This is a genomic window from Neobacillus rhizosphaerae (genome assembly GCF_050477885.1).
Classification (GTDB): Bacteria; Bacillota; Bacilli; order Bacillales; family Cytobacillaceae; genus Neobacillus; species Neobacillus rhizosphaerae_A.
The window spans coordinates 1-1,346 of the sequence record NZ_JBCNAC010000099.1 but is presented as its reverse complement, the minus strand read 5'-3'; the positions used below and the strand labels follow the sequence as shown (position 1 = coordinate 1,346).

Sequence of the window (1,346 nt, the reverse complement as noted above, 5' to 3'; positions counted from 1 at the left end):
CCCTGTTGATTGGAGCGGAAGGCTCGAAGACTCCTGTGGGAGTACGGTTCAGGGGAGACCCCGCAGGCGCAAGCGCCGAGGAGGCTCGCCGAAACGCCCACGGAAAGCGAAGAGCCTGGAGCGGAGATCAACAGACAATTTTAACAAAGCCTATGGAAAAAAACATATTGTGAAGGACAAGTTCATAAGTATATATGGAGAAATGGAGGGATAAGAATGGATTCTCCAATCCAATTACTTGAACATACTGACCAAGCAACTAAACAAATGTTAGAAAACGTGAGAAAACGGAAAAAAAAGTTTGATGATACAAAACTATGGCATTATATTTCGATATATGCGACCCTTTCCTTTGCGTTAATCTTTATTGCTTATTTTTATTTTACGTTTTATCTGCATTTTTCTTATTCTTTTTTAGCTGTATTATCCGCAACTATCAATGATTCATTCAGTGTGTTGCTGTTAACAATTGTACTTATTGGACTAGGGTCCATGAATGTGTTAAAACAACAAAAAGAGAAAAAGGAAAAGGAATATCAGGAACTAAGATGTGAAATTGTCGACCGGAGCAAAGATTTATGGAAAAAGGAAGAGGAATGGAAGAATCGCCATATTGTGTTTGAGACCATGAAGAAAAAATACGATATTAACCTCTATCACGAAAAAAAATAAGAAGCAGAGTCACTTCTGCTTCTTATTTTTATTAAAAAATTTTTTTCTTGTCTCGTTCTTCCTTTAATATCTCCACAGCTTCACGGAAGCGAAGGGAGTGAATAATCTCACGTTCACGTAAAAATCGAAGACTATCATTAATATCCGGATCATCACTTATGTTGATTAACCATTGATAAGTAGCCCGTGCCTTTTCTTCTGCAGCAATATCCTCATATAGGTCAGCAATAGGATCACCTTTAGCCGTAATATATGTTGCTGTCCACGGTACTCCCGCAGCATTATGATAGTACAAGGCACTGTCATGGTCGACATAATGTTCCCCTAGTCCAGCGGCTTTTAATTGCTCGGGTGTTGCATCTTTCGTTAATTTATAGACCATTGTAGCAATCATTTCGAGGTGAGCAAATTCTTCTGTTCCGATATCCGTAAGAAGCCCAATGACCTTATCAGGAATAGTATATCTTTGGTTTAAGTACCGGAGGGCTGCGGCAAGTTCTCCATCTGCACCTCCATATTGCTCAATTAAATATTTTGCTAATGTTGGGTTACACGTGCTCACTCGAACAGGATATTGTAGTTTTTTTTCGTAAATCCACATATACTAAAATCCCTCCTTTATCGTTTGCTTCCGCTTTTAAAACTATCCAGTTCCAGCGCCTAGCCCCTCGGGT

The 1,346-nt window shown here is 39.4% G+C and carries 3 protein-coding genes; 2 read left to right on the top strand and 1 reads right to left on the bottom strand.

Features of this window, described 5'->3' with window-relative positions; translation table 11 throughout:
• Both ABES03_RS13685 and ABES03_RS13680 read left to right on the top strand, forming a co-directional pair.
• A partial coding sequence (locus ABES03_RS13685; RefSeq protein WP_430117816.1) for a hypothetical protein occupies nt 1-214 on the top strand: 214 nt, incomplete at its 5' end.
• Between the two features lie 2 nt (nt 215-216).
• The gene (locus ABES03_RS13680; protein WP_430117815.1) at nt 217-672 is read left to right on the top strand and encodes a DUF2663 family protein; all 456 of its coding nucleotides are present in this window, start codon (nt 217-219) and stop codon (nt 670-672) included.
• 31 nt (nt 673-703) lie between these two features.
• Here ABES03_RS13680 and cotJC read toward each other — a convergent pair whose 3' ends face one another.
• Nucleotides 704-1,273, bottom strand: a complete 570-nt coding sequence (gene cotJC, locus ABES03_RS13675; protein WP_430117814.1) for a spore coat protein CotJC — start codon at nt 1,271-1,273, stop codon at nt 704-706.
• Nucleotides 1,274-1,346: the final 73 nt, after the last annotated feature.